Source organism: Zobellia sp. 1_MG-2023 (genome assembly GCF_030549125.1).
GTDB classification, from domain to species: Bacteria; Bacteroidota; Bacteroidia; order Flavobacteriales; family Flavobacteriaceae; genus Zobellia; species Zobellia russellii.
Genome location: NZ_JAUOSY010000007.1, coordinates 98,946 through 115,179, shown reverse-complemented (window position 1 = coordinate 115,179; position 16,234 = coordinate 98,946). Strand labels below are relative to the sequence as shown.

The window sequence follows — 16,234 nt, the reverse complement described above, 5'->3', positions numbered from 1 at the left end:
ACTATAAGTAGCCCAAAAGGATTAATTGTTACAGAGATTATTTTACTGAATGGATAAAAAAAGAGATGTAATATGTTTTTAAGAATAAATGGTATTGGTTTTTAGGTGGTTATGTAACAAAAGAGAAAGTGTTTTTCTACCTGTATTTCTGTTTTATTTTTGAGTTTTAAGTTCTAGAATGAGAATAAACCATGATTTCAATGAATTTTCTTACATTTTAGAGAATTTAAATATAATAAAACCTTTAGTTTATCGGTTGGGGTACACAATGAATGTTTAATTTTGCCCATATTTTTTATACATGTCAGATACAGATGCACTTAACTTACCAAAATCTAGTTTACCGCGAATTGTAATTGTTGGTGGTGGTTTTGGAGGGGTAGCCTTAGCAAAAAAACTAAGTAAGAAAGAGGTTCAGGTAGTTTTATTGGATAAGAATAACTACCATACGTTTCAGCCACTTTTATACCAAGTATCTACAGGGGGGCTGGAACCGGATTCCATAGCTTATCCCATTCGGAAAATTTTACAGGATTATAGCAATTTTTTTTTCCGTCTAGCGGAAGTTCAAAAGGTAGAGCCTGAGTCCAAAAAAATTGTAACCAATATAGGAAGGCTTTCCTATGATTATTTGGTAATAGCCGCGGGGTCTACCACAAATTTCTTTGGTAACACAGAAATTGAGCAGAATGGTATGGCCATGAAAAGTATACCGCAGTCGTTGAATCTTAGAAGTCTTATTCTTGAGAATTTTGAGCAAGCCTTGTTAACGGACGATCTTCATGAGCGCGATGCTTTAATGAATTTTGTAATTGTTGGTGGAGGTCCTACGGGTGTGGAACTGGCAGGTGCCTTGGCAGAGATTAAAAAAGGAATACTTCCAAAGGATTACCCCGATCTGGATACCCGTAGGGCACAGATAAATTTAGTACAGTCCGGAGATAGTCTATTGAAGGGAATGAGTGAGAACGCTTCAAAAAAAGCGGAAGATTTTCTAGAGAGCCTTGGTGTAAATGTTTGGAAAAATACACGTGTTGTGGGTTATGACGGCAAAACGGCCCGTACTAAAACAGAACTTGTGTTTGAGGCGGCCACGTTAGTTTGGGCAGCGGGAGTAAAAGGTGTGCCTATTGGCGGGCTAGAAGCGGAGGAATTCTTGGTGAGGGGTAACCGTCTTAAAGTAAATGAGTTTAACCAAGTTCAAGGGCAGGATAGTATTTTTGCCGTTGGCGATATTGCCTGTATGCAAACCGAAGATACGCCCCATGGCCACCCTATGATGGCACAACCGGCTATTCAGCAGGGAAGGAACCTTGGTGAGAATTTATTACGATTGGTGCGTAATGAACCTATGAAGCCTTTTGTTTACAAGGATAAGGGTAGCATGGCTACCGTTGGCCGTAACAAGGCCGTGGTAGACTTAAAAAATTATAGGTTTCAGGGTGTTTTTGCTTGGTTCGTGTGGATGTTCGTTCACCTGTTTTTCCTAATTGGCTTTAGAAATAGGGTAGTTGTTTTTGTAAACTGGGTATATAATTATGTGCGTTTTGATAGGGAAGCACGATTGATCATACGTCCCTACCAGCGCGACTATTCACTGTTTAAAAATCAAAAAACCTTATAGATCGATGCTTGATATGGCGTAAGCTCAAAATGGTTATCGGTTTTGTTGTTTTCCGCATCGTCATTGGAAATGATAAGATGCGCTTTATCAAAACGTACCTCATCTATAGTAACCGAGCTTCGTTTGGTAGAAAAATTCAACAGAACTAGAAAACGCTCGTCTTCCCAAGACCTTACATAGGCATAGACCTGTTCATTATCCGCCAACAATAATTGGTACGTTCCATATACCAAAGCAAGATGGTCCTTGCGCACCTGTACCATTGCTCTAAAATAGTTAAGAACCGAGTCTTTTTCCGGTTCCTGTTCGGCAACATTTATTCCTTCCTTATAATTTTCATTTATTTTGAGCCATGGTTTGGCTTCGGAAAACCCGGAGTTATGTCGTGTGTTCCATTGCATTGGGGTACGGGCATTATCCCTTCCTGCGTGTTTCTCTTCTTTTAGGAAAGTTTCTAAATCGCCGCCCGCTTTTTTAATGGCTTTGTAGCGGCTATGGGTATTTATATCCTGATAGTCGGAAATAGAATCAAATTTTATATTGGTCATACCTATTTCTTCACCATAGAGAAAATAGGGTGTACCCCTCATGGAAAGCAAAAAAGTCTGCAATAGAGTAGCCGAGTTTTGCCAGTGTGTTTTTGAATCATTCCCCCAACGGCTAACGCTTCTTGGAAAATCATGATTGTTCAAATAAAGGCTTCCCCAGCCTTTTTGTGCAAAAACCCCGTCCCATTCCGAAAAGACTTTCTTAAACTCCGTAAGCTTCCATTGTTCTTTTCTCATTTTAAAGGTCTCGCCCGGTTCACGGTCAAGGGACATTAAATCAAAATGAAAGAACATATTAAGTTCCTTGCGGTCTTCGTCAACAAAATTAAGGGCCTGTTCTTGGTTAACACCAGGTGCTTCACCAACGGTCATAACATCATATTTGCTTAGTACCTTTTGGTTCATTTCTTTTAGATACTCGTGCAGGTGTGGTCCATCTGCATAATAAGGGATAAAATCGCCTTTGTATTTTTCGGGAAGCTCCGGGTAATTGACATCTTTAGAAATGGTTGATATCACATCCATTCTAAAACCATCTATTCCTTTATCAAACCAGAATTTCATAAGGTCGTACACCTCTTCCCTTACCTTATGGTTTTCCCATTTTAGGTCAGGTTGTTTGGCGGAGTAATAGTGCAGGTAATATGAATCTGTTGGTTCATCATACTTCCAAGCGTTACTATCTTCATCAAAATAGCTAAATCGTTTTGGAGGAGTACCTTTTTCGGCGGGCCACCAGTGGTAATAGTCCCTATATGCGTTGTCTCTGGATTTTCTGGATTCTACGAACCATTCGTGTTCGTCACTACTGTGGTTCACTACTAGGTCCATTACCAAGCGCAACCCTCTCTTTTTCATTTGGGTCATAAGCTCGTCCATATCATCCATGGTGCCAAACTCGGCCATAATATTTCTATAGTCCGAAATATCGTAACCGTTATCATCATTGGGAGAGGTATAAACAGGATTTAGCCAGATAATATCAACACCAAGACTTTGAATGTAATCCAGTCTTTTAATAATGCCCTGTAAATCTCCAATACCGTTACCGGTGGTATCTTGAAAACTTCTAGGGTAAATCTGATAGACTACACCTTCTTTCCACCATTTTCGTTCGGTATTATGTTTCATTCTTAGCTATTTAAATTTAAATATAGAGTATGTAAACGGAACAAAATAGCATAGTGGTATATAGAGTTGAACTACAACGTTTTCGGTTCATAAATATATTTTTTAGATGAAAAATAGGCCCCAAAGCGCTTTATGATACTTGCTTGCGAATCGTTAAAATTGTCAGAAAAAACCTCGTTTTTAGGGTGGGGTTCTTATATTTATCGAAGCAAAACCAAATTATGATTACACTTGTCCGAATCATATTTCTTTTTTTATGTATGGCTATAGGTAAGGCCCAAAGCTCGACTGTAGATATAGATTTCAGTAAATTTCAATTTGACCCATCTTCTAATTTTTATACCAAGAATTTTTCATATCCTGCGTTTATGGACAATGAAATGCACACTCAATCAACTTTAGGCTATGAGTTAGATGAAAAATTTCTTGTTGAGCTCAGAAATTACTACGATACCTACCGTGATGTAGATTTTTATCAGTTGGCACTTGAGTTCAAATATTACCCAACAGATAACTTTTATTTGGTTAATGGCATACGTATGGAACGGGCATTGAGCAAGTATGATAATGAAGTGCCTAAGCCCCAATTTATGATGACCAATGGGGTTGGTTACGATGTAAACAAAAACTTCATGATGGAGGCAAGGCATGATTTGAACATCACAAAGGAAAAAAATAAGGCCGCAGGAAAATCAAGTATGTTTTCGGTTCTAAGTAAAATCAAATTTTAACTCTTGTTCTCTATTTTCTTGGATGGTATTTGTTCATGACGTCCGTAAGATGGGTACGGTCTACGTGTACGTAAACTTCTGTTGTAGTAATACTTTCGTGTCCTAGCATCTGTTGAATGGCTCTTAAATCTGCTCCGTTTTGTAGTAGATGGGTGGCAAAAGAATGCCTAAAAGTATGCGGACTTATACTCTTTTTCAGGTGTATTGCTACGGCCAGATTTTTAATGATGGTGAAAATCATGGCGCGGGTAAGTTGCCGGCCCCTTCGGTTTAAAAAAAGGATATCTTCAAACCCTTTTTTTATGTCTTGGTGCACCCGTACTTCGTTTCGGTAGATGGTAATGTACTTTTTGTTTATCTCGCTAATGGGCACAAAACGCTGTTTGTCTCCTTTTCCGGTCACTTTTATAAATCCTTCTTCAAAAAATAAATCGGAGATTTTGAGGTCTACTAGTTCTGAGACTCTTAACCCACATCCATAAAGAGTTTCTAGCATGGCACGGTTTCGTTCGCCCTCAGCTTTTGAAAGGTCTATCGCACCAATAATGCTGTTGATTTCGTCCTCGGATAGGGTATCGGGTAACTTCCTTCCAATTTTGGGCGACTCTATTAAATCCAAGGGGTTGTCTTCCCTGTAGCCTTCAAAAACTAAATAATTGAAAAAACTTTTAAGTCCGGAAATAATTCGTGCCTGAGACCTTGGATTCATGGTCTTTGCTACCTCGTAGATAAACTGTTGTAATGTTTCTTTTTTGATTTGCTTAGGGCTGTCCTCTAAAGAGTTGCTTTTTAAAAATGCAATAAGCTTACTAATGTCCCAACTGTAATTTTTAATGGAGTTATCGGAAAGGCCACGTTCTATTTTAAGATAATGCCCGTAGTCCTGAAGCGCTTGATCCCAATTCATAATGTAAAGTTAACCATTGTGAGGTCATGATTCTTTATTTTTTAAATGACTGCAAAAATAAAACCCAATTTATTCTGTAAAGAATTGACGCTAAGTAAAGTTTTCTATCTTTGGTTATGATATAACCATGGACCAATTATTATTTTGTCCGTTATTTCCTTCTCCTAAAATATTTCTTGACTGAGAAAAATACGGAGCGATAGCGGATTAAAATACGGTTCTTAAAACAACCATAATCATGAAAATTAAATTTTGCGTTATTCTAACGTTTGTTTTTTTTGGCATACAAAGTAGTATTGCACAAACCGTAATACAGGGCACAGGCCCTTCTGGCGGGTTTAATATGGGAGACATAAAGTTTGGAGGTAAGGCTGGGATTAACTTTACAACTTGGCTAGGGAATGATTTTGACGGTGTATCAGCTAAAGTAGGTACCTATTTTGGTGGTATTGCAGAGATACCGGTTATGGATGACTTCTATGTGCAACCAGAGTTGCTTTTCGCTCTACAGGGTGCAGATTTGGGCCCTTCTAACGTAAACTTGGCTTATCTGCAGATACCTGTAATGGGTAAATATCATATTACGGAAGAGGTAGCGGTAGAACTAGGACCGCAAGTAGGTTTTCTTTTGGCGGACAACTGGGAAGAGGATTTACAGTTCCAAGATACCAAAAGCATTGAGTTGGGGGTTAATATTGGTGCCGGTTACCGTATGGATGAGAATTTTTATTTTCAGTTTAGAATAGGAGTAGGGCTTTCTGAAGTTTTAAGTGTTACAAAAGCACATAACGGTGCAGTATCCGTAGGTGCGGTTTACTTTTTGTAATCAATAAAAAAGTATAAAAATTGAACGGCCGCTACATGCGGCCGTTTTTGTTTTCTCTTGTTAAAAATCACATTAAAAAGTTTATTTTTGAAGTATGAAAGTAATCATTATCAACGGCCCCAATCTGAATCTATTAGGGAAACGCGAACCTGAAGTATACGGAAACAAAACATTTGAAGATTATTTTGCCGATCTACAATTTAAGTTCAAAGACGTTCAGTTAGAATATTTTCAATCTAATATAGAAGGGGAGCTTATTGGTAAAATACAGGAGGTGGGCTTTTCCTATGATGGTATTGTTTTAAATGCTGCGGCCTACACACATACTTCCGTAGGTATTGGAGACGCTATAAAAGCGGTATCTACGCCTGTTGTTGAGGTTCATATTTCAAATACGCACAAGCGAGAAGAGTTTAGACATGTATCCTATATTTCTCCCGTAGCAAAAGGAGTAATCCTTGGTTTTGGGCTTCAAAGTTATGATTTGGCCATACAGAGTTTTGTGAAGTAATTGGCTAGAATCTTCTTGCATTAAGTCGCATTTTAGCAGTATTGGCACCTATTTAAAAGGTTTAACGTAACAATTTTTGATTTGTAGCTACAACAAAAAGGCAATGAACTTCGTTTAGCCTTTAGTTTTACCAAACAACCAGCACAAACCAAATTTAAAATTGCCATGACCAAATCTTTTTGTTTATTTCTGACCTTGACTTTTTCGTGTATTTCGTTATTTGCCCAAGAGGGCTTTAAAATTGGCGCCCATGCGGGTATGCCTATAGGAGATTATAATGATTTTGTTAGTGTAGTTATAGGTGCCGATGTAGGCTATATGTGGGCTCCTAACAAGGCCTTTGATTTAGGGGTGAAAGCAGGTATAGTTCACGGTTTTGCCGAAACCTTTACCGGTCAAAATGTTACTGTAGATTACCCTAGTGTTCAATTTTTACCACTTGCAGCCTCAGTGAGGCTGTGGCCTTCAAAAACCTTTTCCATAGGTGGTGATATTGGAAACGCTTTTGGACTGAATGAAGGAAATGATGGTGGATTTTACTATCGCCCACAAATTGGATTTCAAGTAGGGCCAAAATCTGAGCTGAACTTTTCGTACACGGGCATCACAATAAACGATAGCACATGGAATACCATAACTATGGGCTTTGTCTATACCTTTTTATCCGCTAGACACTTTAGATAAGCTTAACTTAAGAGGGTGTTAGGCTTGTGCAGTGTTATCGCTCAAGTACTTTTTTTCCACATAAAAAGTGGCAAAGGGTAGGAGGGATGCAACCAGTAGTATAATTCCTTTTTTAATGCTCCATTTCTTTTCCATCCACAGAACTACGGCCAAAATAAAATAGGTGATAAAGAGTACGCCGTGCGCGTAACCCACATATTTGTTGGGCATGGGTAGACCGGCTAAATATTTTAACGGCATAGTTACGGCAAATAGGGCCAAATAGGAGATACCTTCTAATATTGCTGTAATCCGAAAAAAATTGAGCATACGGAATGGGTTTTTACTGTGTTCGTTCTAATAAAAAATAATGGGCCCGTGAGATGTATTTGAGAACATTCTTATCGGGCCCATTTCTAATTTAATCTAATCTAATTGCAATTTATTATAAGTGTATCACCTCATCGTAAGCGGCTGCTACGGCTTCCATAACAGCTTCGCTCATAGTTGGGTGAGGGTGAACGGCTTTTAAAATTTCGTGACCTGTAGTCTCTAATTTTCTGGCAACAACAGCTTCGGCAATCATATCGGTAACACCGGCACCAATCATATGACATCCTAACCACTCGCCATATTTGGCATCAAAAATAACCTTAACAAAACCATCTGGAGTACCGGCTGCTTTGGCTTTACCACTGGCAGAGAAAGGAAATTTACCAACTTTGATGTCCAATCCTTTTTCCTTGGCTTGCTTTTCAGTAAGACCTACAGATGCAATCTCCGGTGTACAATAGGTGCATCCTGGAATGTTGCCATAGTCCAACGGCTCAACATGCATATCCGCTATTTTTTCAACACATAGAATACCTTCGGCAGAAGCAACGTGTGCTAGCGCCTGACCTGGAGTTACATCACCAATAGCGTAGTACCCCGGTATGTTGGTCTGGTAGTAGTTGTTTACCAATATTTTGTCTCTATCGGTAGAAATCCCCACGTTTTCAAGACCAATGTTCTCAATGTTGGTTTTGATACCAACAGCAGAAAGAACAATGTCCGCTTCTAGAATTTCTTCTCCTTTAGCAGTCTTTACGGTTGCTTTTATGCCTTCACCGGAAGTGTCAACAGAAGTAACCTCTGCAGAAGTCTTGATTTTTATACCGGCTTTCTTTAAGCTGCGCTCCAGTTGTTTTGAAATATCCTCATCTTCTACCGGTACTATATTGGGTAGGTATTCCACTACGGTTACTTCAGTGCCCATAGCGTTATAGAAATAAGCAAATTCAATACCAATGGCACCACTACCAACAACAACCATTTTCTTTGGTTGCTCTTTTAAGGTCATAGCCTCACGGTAGCCAATAATCTTTTTACCATCTTGTGGTAAGCTAGGCAGTTCGCGGCTACGGGCTCCGGTAGCGATAATAATATGGTCTGCACCGTATTCTGTTTCTTTGCCTTCGTCATCCTTTACGGATACCTTTTTGCCTGCTTTTAAAGTTCCGTATCCTTTGATGACCTCAATTTTATTTTTCTTCATCAAAAACTGAACGCCTTTGCTCATGCCATCGGCAACGCCACGGCTTCTTTTGACCACAGCATCAAAATCCTTATCCACATTTTCTGCGGATAGACCATAGTCTTCGGCATGCTTTAGGTAATTAAAAACCTGAGCTGATTTCAAAAGTGCCTTGGTAGGGATACAACCCCAGTTTAAGCATACACCGCCTAGATTTTCTTTCTCGATAATGGCCGTTTTAAAGCCCAATTGAGAGGCTCTAATGGCGGTAACATATCCTCCGGGTCCGCTACCCAAAACAATAACATCGAAATTGCTCATATTTTTTATTTTTTTGCTGTTGTAAATTTAAGAAGCCAGCTATAGCTAAGCAGGTGCAAAAGTACAAAACCTAACGGAAAGATTAATACCAAAATTAAAGTCTAGTTCTAAAAAGAGGAAGTTTGGTGCTGCTTTGAATCAAGATTTTGTGGCGTACATAACAACTCACTTCTCAAACATGTTCTTGTTATATTGGTCCGAGTGGCCTTTTGGAATGGAAAGTGATACCCATGCCGTACCCTTGATCATTTTACCCAAAAGAACAATTTGGCCCACATGGCCACTGTAATGTGCAAGTTGTCTGTGTACGGCTTGGACTATGCTGTGGTTCTCGTTTCGTATCTTAATTACCGTATCAAAATTTTCTGTAGATACTGATTTTAAAGCGTTGAAGAGACATTGCCAACCACTTTCCCAAGCGGCTAGCATTTCTGTTTTTGTTGTGGAGGGGTTCTCAAATTCGTCCTCGCGGTTGCGCCAAGGTTTTTCTCCATCCTCGGTCAGGAAGTTGGTCCAACGGCTTAACATATTGCCGGACATATGTTTTACAATCAAGGCAACAGAATTGTCATTTTCGTTCAGTTTCCAGTGAATATCATCATCGCTGAGTTGTTCAAAAGTTCTGTCGCCCATCGTTTTGTATCTATTAAATTCAAAAAGGGCACTTTCAATAAATTTCTCAGGATAGTTCATGCATGCTGTAATTTATACTATAAAATTATTGAATTACAGGAGTAAGAGCACTATTCCGCAGGTACAAAATTTAGCGCAACTCCATTTATACAGTGCCTTAAGCCAGTGGGCTTGGGGCCATCTTCAAAAACGTGCCCTAAATGACCACCGCAGGTAGCGCAGTGCTCCTCGGTTCTTTTATAACCAATTTTATAATCCACATCATAACCCACATTTCCTTTTATTTCTTCGTAGAAACTAGGCCATCCCGTACCGGAATCAAATTTGGTATTGCTTTTGAACAACTCCGTACCACAGGCCGCGCAGACATAAGTACCTTCTTTTTTGTTTTCCAATAAATCCGAAGAAAAAGGGTTTTCGGTAGCAGCCTTGCGGAGTACATAATATTCGGCATCCGTAAGTTCTTTTTGCCACTCCGCATCCGTTTTTACTACGCTAAAGTTTGTTTCTTTTTTGTCTGTTGTTTTTTGAGCTGTTTCTTTCTTTTGAGAATTACCTTGACACCCTACAAGGGCAAAACCAATGGCAATAAGTATATTTTTGTACATAGCGTTTTTAATTTTTTTAGGTTTTCAATTAGACGAAAGAGAAGCTTCTTCCTTTCAAATTTAACTGTATTTACGATATTTTTTAGAAATGGTTTTGGTTTCCCTTAAAAACGGAACACCCTGCTCCAATTAGGGCAGGGTGTCTATTTTATTTATTTGTGAATGTTATTTGAACGATGCTTTTAAAACATCGGCTTCCGTAAGCCCCATGCTGCTCATTACCGCAGAAATGCTGCTTTTGTCTATTTTGGCAGTTGCAGCTTGACCGGGCACTATAACGAACCTGAAAAGCTGGCCTTGTGTAAATTGGGTTTCTAAATTTGATAGGTCATAGTTGCCAGAGATAAGGATTTCTACATCTTTTGTAGTGTGCCCCGGAGTATATTGAATGGTTCCCTCGTTTGTAAAGAAAGCTTGCGGTATTAGATTCCAAACATCATCTTGGCTACCGTCCTGAAATTCTACTGTTCTATCATATTGGTATACTAATACGGCATCGTTGGGCAATACCTCAAAACTTGTAAAATCTTCAAAGGCTAAAACGCTTTCGTACAAATTATCTTCTGATATATAAGTGAAGTCTACATCATCTACTTCAAAAACTTGTGCTTGTGTGCCATCTTCACCGTTTTCACCAGGACGCCCAATAGGTCCCTGAGGGCCGGTTGGACCTTCACAGGCAGTAAAAAAAAGTGTAAAGAATGTGCCGAGCAAAAGAAGGGATTTTTTCATAGTATTCATTTTATAGTTGAAAATTTTAAAGATATTTAAGAATCTTTTTTCAAAAAGCGTTCCATTTTTGAATTATTCGTATCTTTTCTTTGTAACATTGAAATGCTGACATAAAGTTAATTAACAAATATGTAACCTTTTTTGTAAAGTTGCTTAGATTTGTCAGCATTACCTAACTAATCGAACACTATGCCACAAGTAACTGTTTTTAGTCTTTTCTCCGAATTTGATATTGATCTTTTTAAATCAGGTAAACATTTTAGATTATATGAAAAGCTAGGTTCCCACCCAATGGAATTAAATGGGGTTAAGGGTACTTATTTTGCAGTCTGGGCTCCATCTGCACGTGCGGTATCCGTAATCGGTAACTTTAATAGTTGGGATGATAGCCAGCATATGTTAAATGTAAGATGGGACGGTAGTGGTATATGGGAAGGTTTCATTCCCGAGGTTGGCGAAGGTGAAATTTACAAGTATAAAATATACTCAAATAACCATGGAGCGGTAACTGAAAAGGCCGATCCTTTTGCAAGATATTGTGAGCATCCCCCCAAAACAGCTTCTATTGTTTGGAAAGCGGATTACACATGGGGAGATACGAAATGGATGGAAACCCGTAAGGAAAAAAATGCATTGGATGCTCCGTTTTCTGTCTACGAAGTGCATTTGGGTTCTTGGAAACGTGATAAAGACGGAAACTTTTTAACCTATAAGCAACTGGCCAAAGATTTGGTGGCTTATGTAAAGGAGATGGGCTTTACCCATGTAGAGTTCATGCCTATTATGGAGTATCCTTACGATCCTTCTTGGGGATATCAGCTAACCGGATATTTTGCGCCAACATCAAGATTTGGAGATCCTGAAGGTTTTAAACTATTGGTAGATGCGCTGCACCAAGCAGAGGTTGGGGTTATTTTGGATTGGGTGCCTTCGCATTTTCCAGAAGACGCACATGGCCTTGGCTTTTTTGATGGTTCTCACCTTTATGAGCATCCAGATCGTAGAAGAGGGTATCACCCAGATTGGAAGAGTTTGATTTTTAACTATGGAAGAAACGAGGTACGTGCCTTTTTGATCAGTAATGCCATTTTCTGGCTAGATCAGTTTCATGCAGATGCCTTGCGTGTAGATGCGGTAGCTTCTATGCTTTACTTGGATTATTCTAGGGAAGAAGGCGAGTGGGAGGCTAATATGTACGGAAATAATGAAAACCTTGAGGCCTTGTCCTTCATTAGGGAGTTTAACGAGGCCGTTTATGGCAGTTTCCCGGATGTTCAGACCATAGCAGAAGAATCTACGGCATTTTCTGGAGTTTCTAAGCCTGTTATGTACGGAGGTTTGGGCTTTGGAATGAAATGGATGATGGGATGGATGCACGATACACTAGAGTACTTTAAGAAAGAACCTATCTATAGAAAACACCATCAGAATGATCTTACGTTTAGTGCAACCTATGCCTTTACGGAGAATTTTATGTTGCCATTTTCACATGATGAGGTGGTATACGGTAAGCAATCATTGGTGTACCGCATGCCTGGCGATGAGTGGCAGCGTTTTGCAAACTTGCGTTTGATGTTCGGTTATATGTTTACCCATCCGGGAACCAACCTTATTTTTATGGGAGGTGAATTTGGACAGACTTCTGAATGGAACTTTCAAAAAAGTTTGGATTGGGACCTTACGCAGTATGAAGTTCATAGTGGAATACAAGAACTTATAAAGGATTTGAACGCTATTTATAAAAGTTTTCCGGCCCTCTATCAGAAGCAATTTAGTCCGGATGGGTTTCAGTGGATAGATTACGGAGACCATGAAAACTCTGTACTCACCTATATTAGAAGAGGCCATGATACGGAAGATGATATCTTTATTGCATGCAACTTTACACCTGTTCCTAGGGAAAAATATAGAGTGGGTATACCCAAGACTTCAGGTAAGCTAAAAATCATTCTGAACAGTGATGATAAAAAGTACGGGGGAGCGGGAATGGACCCTAAAATTTCGGGGATAAAGAAAAAACCTTGGCATGGTCGCGAACAATCCGTAGAATTGACTATTCCACCTTTGGGTATTGTTATTTTTCAGTAGGTTGCTCTACTATAATGACAATAGTTGGTAAATGTTGTGAAATCATTTCGTTTTTAAGGTTTAAAGTCTTTTTTTTGTTAGTCTTTAAATATCAAACTAATGATAACCAATACAGAACTAGAATATAAAGGAAACCTTTACCCAAATCATATTGTAGATTATGTAAGGGATAAGGATAAGTTCTATTTTACTACCGAAAACGGTGTAATCTTAGAAGTCACGGTAATTCAGGATAGGACCATACGGTTCCGTTATGCTACGGAGCATGCGTTTCAGCCAGATTTTTCATATGCCGTTGATCCTAACGCGAGCCGAGGGTATAGTCACCTAGATTGCCTGGAAACAAAAACGGAATACATTATAGAGACCTCAAAACTTCAGGTCCTTGTAGATAAAAAAACATTACGTACCCAAATATCCGATTTAAACGGTAATATCATCAGTGAAGATGAATTAGGCTTTCACTGGGAAGAAAACTACGAGCACGGCGGTAACACCGTGAAGATGAGTAAAATAACCCAGAATACGGAGAGTTTCTACGGTATGGGGGATAAAGCTACTCATAGTAACCTTAAGGGAAAAAGGGTCAATAATTGGGTAACCGATCAATACGCATATGGTAAAGATCAAGACCCATTATATAAAGCAATTCCATTTTATATAGGCCTGCACAGCGGCCAGGCATACGGAATTTTCTTTGATAACAGTTTTAGAACCCATTTTGATTTTGCTCACGAACGCCGTTCAACCACAAGTTTTTGGGGAGATGGTGGTGAAATGAACTATTACTTCTTCTACGGACCGGAAATGCATAAAGTGGTTAGAGCGTATACCAACCTTACGGGAGCGCCAGAACTACCACCTTTATGGGCTTTGGGCTATCACCAGTCCAAATGGAGCTATTTTCCGGAAAGTAATGTAAAGGATATTGCCAAACAGTTCAGGGACCTTAAAATACCATGTGATGCCATTTATTTGGATATTGATTATATGGACGGTTTTAGGTGTTTTACATGGGATAAAAAGAGATTTCCCGAACCCAAACGTATGATCGATGAACTATATGAAGACGGTTTTAAGACCGTAGTCATGATTGATCCGGGAATTAAAGTGGACAAAGATTATTGGATATATCAAGAAGCTGTAGAAAACGATTATTTCTGCAAGCGGGCAGATGGTCCACGAATGAAGGGTAAAGTATGGCCTGGGGAATGTAATTTTCCCGATTTCACCAATCCTGAAGTGCGGGAATGGTGGGCAGAACTTTATAAGGAATTCATGGCCGAGATAGGGGTGCATGCCGTCTGGAACGATATGAATGAACCTGCGGTAATGGAAGTACCTTCTAAAACGGCACCATTGGATACACGTCATGATTATGACGGCCACCCTAGTAGCCATAGAAAAGCGCATAACATTTACGGTATGCAAATGGTACGGGCAACCTATGAAGGTGTTAAAAGATATGTGTACCCTAAGAGACCCTTGGTTATTACGCGAGCGGCTTACTCCGGTACGCAACGTTTTGCTTCAACTTGGACGGGAGACAATGTAGCTACTTGGGAACATCTATGGATAGCCAATGTGCAAATGCAACGTATGTGTATGAGCGGTTATTCTTTCGTAGGTTCGGATATTGGCGGTTTTGCGGAACAGCCAAACGGGGAGCTTTTTGCCAGATGGATTCAATTAGGGATTTTTCACCCTTTCTGCAGAGTGCATTCCAGTGGAGATCATGGCGATCAGGAGCCTTGGTCCTTTGGGACGGAGATTACGGATATTGTTAGAAAGTTCATAGAATTACGTTATGAATTGCTACCGTACCTGTACACAATGTTTTGGAGGTATTCAAAAGAAGGAACTCCAATGTTGCTACCTATAGTTTGTTATGACCAAGAAGATACGCAAACCCATTTTAGAACGGATGAGTTTATTTTTGGAGAACAGATTTTGGTATGTCCAATTCAAGAACCAAATGCTAAAGGGCGAAGAATGTATATTCCTAAAGGGAATTGGTACAATTATTGGAACGATGAAATTGTTGAAGGAGGGAAGGAAAAATGGGTTGTAGCAGATATTGATAAGATTCCACTTTTCATAAAGGCAGGTGCCATTATTCCAAAATATCCGGTACAGCAATATGTAGGAGAGTTGGAAATTAAAGAACTTATATTGGATGTATATTTTACCGAAGGAGAGGAAAACTCTACGGTTTATGAAGATGCCGAAGATGGTTATGCCTACGAAAACGGAAAATATAGTCTAAGAAATTTTAAACTTCTGGGTAAAGAAGGGGAACTTAAAATACAACAATTTAAAGACGGGGCTTTTATTACCAGTTACGAGACGTTTAAAATTAATTTGCACGGTCTTCCCTTTAAAATTGGTAAAGTACAGATAGATAACGAAGATGTGGATTTAAAAACTATTATGCCAAATGGGGATAATACGGTTCATGTAAGCAAAGATTTTACGCAATTGCGCATAACTGCCATTTAAGTTTTTTCGTATTTTACAGGTCTAAACATAACCGTTATGAAAAAAGTAATTTTAGTTCTCGCCCTTTTCTTAGGGGTAGCTTCCTGTAAAACAAATCCGTTTACAGGGAAAAAAGTGTTGAATTTTTATCCGAACAGTCAGCTTTTTCCAACTGCATTTGCTCAGTATGACCAATTTTTGACGGAAAACAAAGTGGTTGAAAATTCGGCGGATGCCAAAATGATAACAAAAGTGGGGCAACGCATATCTTCCGCAGCGGAGAGATGGTTGACCGCCAATGGGTATTCCGGGTATCTTAAAGATTATAAATGGGAGTACAATCTGGTAGATGATAAAACTGTGAACGCTTGGTGTATGCCAGGAGGGAAAATTGTTTTCTATACAGGTATTTTGCCCATTTGTGCGGGTGAAAGAGGTGTAGCCGTTGTAATGGGGCATGAAGTAGCGCACGCACTGGCCGATCATGGAGCACAACGTATGAGCGCCGGAACTTTACAACAATTAGGGGCGGTAGCCGGAAATGTGGCTATTCAAGATCCACAGAAACGGGAAATGTTCAACCAGGCCTATGGTGTTGGTTCTCAAGTAGGGGTAATGTTGCCTTTCAGTAGAAGCCATGAGACAGAAGCGGATCGTATAGGTCTTCAGATTATGGCTATTGCAGGTTATGACCCAACGGAAGCAGCCGAATTGTGGAAACGTATGAAGGCCAATAGTGGAGGTCAAGCTCCGCCCGAGTTTATGAGTACGCACCCTTCCAATGACACTAGGATCAATAATCTTACGGAATGGGCTCCAGCGGCAAAAGCTGAGGCCAAAAAGTTTGGGGTTACTAGTTTTCAGTAAATCTTACAATTATTGTATATTTAAAACCGTTCTCAAAAAGAACGGTTTTT

The 16,234-nt window shown here is 39.4% G+C and carries 15 protein-coding genes; 8 read left to right on the top strand and 7 right to left on the bottom strand.

The window, feature by feature from the left end:
- Positions 1–301: 301 nt before the first annotated feature.
- Positions 302–1,624: an NAD(P)/FAD-dependent oxidoreductase gene (locus Q4597_RS14935; protein ID WP_303406860.1), complete on the top strand. Its 1,323-nt coding sequence runs from the start codon at positions 302–304 to the stop codon at positions 1,622–1,624.
- Here Q4597_RS14935 and Q4597_RS14930 read toward each other — a convergent pair.
- Positions 1,609–3,303 carry an alpha-glucosidase gene (locus tag Q4597_RS14930; RefSeq protein WP_303406859.1) on the bottom strand — a complete coding sequence of 565 codons (1,695 nt, stop codon included), beginning with the start codon at positions 3,301–3,303 and terminating at the stop codon, positions 1,609–1,611. The two genes, Q4597_RS14935 and Q4597_RS14930, sit on opposite strands and share 16 nt — an antisense overlap.
- A gap of 221 nt (positions 3,304–3,524) precedes the next feature.
- Here Q4597_RS14930 and Q4597_RS14925 point away from each other — a divergent pair, with 221 nt between their 5' ends.
- Positions 3,525–4,034 (top strand): hypothetical protein, encoded by a 510-nt coding sequence (locus Q4597_RS14925; protein ID WP_303406858.1) that lies wholly within the window; start codon positions 3,525–3,527, stop codon positions 4,032–4,034.
- 10 nt (positions 4,035–4,044) lie between these two features.
- Here Q4597_RS14925 and xerD read toward each other — a convergent pair whose 3' ends face one another.
- Positions 4,045–4,941, bottom strand: a complete 897-nt coding sequence (gene xerD, locus Q4597_RS14920) for a site-specific tyrosine recombinase XerD (RefSeq protein ID WP_303406857.1) — start codon at positions 4,939–4,941, stop codon at positions 4,045–4,047.
- 238 nt (positions 4,942–5,179) lie between these two features.
- On the opposite strand from xerD, the gene Q4597_RS14915 reads away from it, so the two are divergent.
- From Q4597_RS14915 to Q4597_RS14905, 3 genes are all read left to right on the top strand, one after another.
- Positions 5,180–5,767 (top strand): porin family protein, encoded by a 588-nt coding sequence (locus Q4597_RS14915; RefSeq protein WP_303406856.1) that lies wholly within the window; start codon positions 5,180–5,182, stop codon positions 5,765–5,767.
- A 94-nt stretch (positions 5,768–5,861) separates the two neighbouring features.
- Positions 5,862–6,278 carry a type II 3-dehydroquinate dehydratase gene (aroQ, locus tag Q4597_RS14910; protein WP_038234648.1) on the top strand — a complete coding sequence of 139 codons (417 nt, stop codon included), beginning with the start codon at positions 5,862–5,864 and terminating at the stop codon, positions 6,276–6,278.
- A gap of 165 nt (positions 6,279–6,443) precedes the next feature.
- Positions 6,444–6,962: an outer membrane beta-barrel protein gene (locus Q4597_RS14905; RefSeq protein WP_289040830.1), complete on the top strand. Its 519-nt coding sequence runs from the start codon at positions 6,444–6,446 to the stop codon at positions 6,960–6,962.
- Positions 6,963–6,980: 18 nt separating this feature from the next.
- Here Q4597_RS14905 and Q4597_RS14900 read toward each other — a convergent pair whose 3' ends face one another.
- From Q4597_RS14900 to Q4597_RS14880, 5 genes are all read right to left on the bottom strand, one after another.
- Positions 6,981–7,271 (bottom strand): DUF3817 domain-containing protein, encoded by a 291-nt coding sequence (locus tag Q4597_RS14900; protein WP_303406855.1) that lies wholly within the window; start codon positions 7,269–7,271, stop codon positions 6,981–6,983.
- Between the two features lie 115 nt (positions 7,272–7,386).
- Complete coding sequence (gene lpdA / locus Q4597_RS14895) at positions 7,387–8,778, bottom strand: dihydrolipoyl dehydrogenase (protein WP_155600434.1); 1,392 nt, start codon at positions 8,776–8,778, stop codon at positions 7,387–7,389.
- Positions 8,779–8,943: 165 nt separating this feature from the next.
- Positions 8,944–9,471 carry a DUF1572 family protein gene (locus Q4597_RS14890; RefSeq protein WP_303406854.1) on the bottom strand — a complete coding sequence of 176 codons (528 nt, stop codon included), beginning with the start codon at positions 9,469–9,471 and terminating at the stop codon, positions 8,944–8,946.
- 50 nt (positions 9,472–9,521) lie between these two features.
- Complete coding sequence (gene msrB, locus Q4597_RS14885; RefSeq protein WP_215440899.1) at positions 9,522–10,019, bottom strand: peptide-methionine (R)-S-oxide reductase MsrB; 498 nt, start codon at positions 10,017–10,019, stop codon at positions 9,522–9,524.
- A 165-nt stretch (positions 10,020–10,184) separates the two neighbouring features.
- Positions 10,185–10,751 carry a collagen-like protein gene (locus Q4597_RS14880; protein ID WP_303406853.1) on the bottom strand — a complete coding sequence of 189 codons (567 nt, stop codon included), beginning with the start codon at positions 10,749–10,751 and terminating at the stop codon, positions 10,185–10,187.
- Between the two features lie 189 nt (positions 10,752–10,940).
- On the opposite strand from Q4597_RS14880, the gene glgB reads away from it, so the two are divergent.
- The 3 genes from glgB (at position 10,941) to Q4597_RS14865 (ending at position 16,184) form a co-directional block, all read left to right on the top strand.
- On the top strand, positions 10,941–12,839 hold the full coding sequence (gene glgB / locus Q4597_RS14875; protein ID WP_303406852.1) for a 1,4-alpha-glucan branching protein GlgB: 1,899 nt from the start codon (positions 10,941–10,943) through the stop codon (positions 12,837–12,839).
- 99 nt (positions 12,840–12,938) lie between these two features.
- Positions 12,939–15,338, top strand: coding sequence for a glycoside hydrolase family 31 protein (locus Q4597_RS14870; protein WP_215440895.1), 2,400 nt, complete (start codon positions 12,939–12,941; stop codon positions 15,336–15,338).
- 36 nt (positions 15,339–15,374) lie between these two features.
- Positions 15,375–16,184, top strand: a complete 810-nt coding sequence (locus Q4597_RS14865; protein ID WP_215440894.1) for a M48 family metallopeptidase — start codon at positions 15,375–15,377, stop codon at positions 16,182–16,184.
- The last annotated feature ends 50 nt before the right edge of the window (positions 16,185–16,234 follow it).

Excerpts from the sequence above, each read along its gene's own strand:
- Q4597_RS14935 (WP_303406860.1), top strand. The coding sequence starts at position 302 with ATGTCAGATACAGATGCACTTAACTTACCAAAATCTAGTTTACCGCGA.
- Q4597_RS14930 (WP_303406859.1), bottom strand. The coding sequence starts at position 3,303 with ATGAAACATAATACCGAACGAAAATGGTGGAAAGAAGGTGTAGTCTAT.
- Q4597_RS14925 (WP_303406858.1), top strand. The coding sequence starts at position 3,525 with ATGATTACACTTGTCCGAATCATATTTCTTTTTTTATGTATGGCTATA.
- xerD (WP_303406857.1), bottom strand. The coding sequence starts at position 4,941 with ATGAATTGGGATCAAGCGCTTCAGGACTACGGGCATTATCTTAAAATA.
- Q4597_RS14915 (WP_303406856.1), top strand. The coding sequence starts at position 5,180 with ATGAAAATTAAATTTTGCGTTATTCTAACGTTTGTTTTTTTTGGCATA.
- aroQ (WP_038234648.1), top strand. The coding sequence starts at position 5,862 with ATGAAAGTAATCATTATCAACGGCCCCAATCTGAATCTATTAGGGAAA.
- Q4597_RS14905 (WP_289040830.1), top strand. The coding sequence starts at position 6,444 with ATGACCAAATCTTTTTGTTTATTTCTGACCTTGACTTTTTCGTGTATT.
- Q4597_RS14900 (WP_303406855.1), bottom strand. The coding sequence starts at position 7,271 with ATGCTCAATTTTTTTCGGATTACAGCAATATTAGAAGGTATCTCCTAT.
- lpdA (WP_155600434.1), bottom strand. The coding sequence starts at position 8,778 with ATGAGCAATTTCGATGTTATTGTTTTGGGTAGCGGACCCGGAGGATAT.
- Q4597_RS14890 (WP_303406854.1), bottom strand. The coding sequence starts at position 9,471 with ATGAACTATCCTGAGAAATTTATTGAAAGTGCCCTTTTTGAATTTAAT.
- msrB (WP_215440899.1), bottom strand. The coding sequence starts at position 10,019 with ATGTACAAAAATATACTTATTGCCATTGGTTTTGCCCTTGTAGGGTGT.
- Q4597_RS14880 (WP_303406853.1), bottom strand. The coding sequence starts at position 10,751 with ATGAAAAAATCCCTTCTTTTGCTCGGCACATTCTTTACACTTTTTTTT.
- glgB (WP_303406852.1), top strand. The coding sequence starts at position 10,941 with ATGCCACAAGTAACTGTTTTTAGTCTTTTCTCCGAATTTGATATTGAT.
- Q4597_RS14870 (WP_215440895.1), top strand. The coding sequence starts at position 12,939 with ATGATAACCAATACAGAACTAGAATATAAAGGAAACCTTTACCCAAAT.
- Q4597_RS14865 (WP_215440894.1), top strand. The coding sequence starts at position 15,375 with ATGAAAAAAGTAATTTTAGTTCTCGCCCTTTTCTTAGGGGTAGCTTCC.